A 607-nucleotide genomic window follows, 5' to 3' on the forward strand; every position below is an offset into this window, starting at 1 on the left:
GGACTGAGACACGGCCCAGACTCCTACGGGAGGCAGCAGTGGGGAATATTGCACAATGGGCGAAAGCCTGATGCAGCGACGCCGCGTGAGGGATGACGGCCTTCGGGTTGTAAACCTCTTTCAGCCTTGACGAAGCCCCTTTTGGGGGTGACGGTAGGGGCAGAAGAAGCACCGGCTAACTACGTGCCAGCAGCCGCGGTAATACGTAGGGTGCGAGCGTTGTCCGGAATTATTGGGCGTAAAGAGCTTGTAGGCGGCTTGTCGCGTCTGCTGTGAAAGCCCGGGGCTTAACCCCGGGTCTGCAGTGGGTACGGGCAGGCTAGAGTGTGGTAGGGGAGACTGGAATTCCTGGTGTAGCGGTGGAATGCGCAGATATCAGGAGGAACACCGATGGCGAAGGCAGGTCTCTGGGCCACTACTGACGCTGAGAAGCGAAAGCGTGGGGAGCGAACAGGATTAGATACCCTGGTAGTCCACGCCGTAAACGTTGGGCGCTAGGTGTGGGTCCCATTCCACGGGGTCCGTGCCGCAGCTAACGCATTAAGCGCCCCGCCTGGGGAGTACGGCCGCAAGGCTAAAACTCAAAGGAATTGACGGGGGCCCGCAC

At 60.1% G+C, this 607-nt stretch carries 1 rRNA gene; it reads left to right on the forward strand.

Features of this window, described 5'->3' with window-relative positions:
* Nucleotides 1–607, forward strand: a 16S ribosomal RNA gene (locus tag Q0795_RS17095); the annotation flags it as partial.

Origin of the sequence: uncultured Serinicoccus sp., from assembly GCF_947487915.1 — a bacterium.
Taxonomy (GTDB): Bacteria; Actinomycetota; Actinomycetes; order Actinomycetales; family Dermatophilaceae; genus Ornithinicoccus.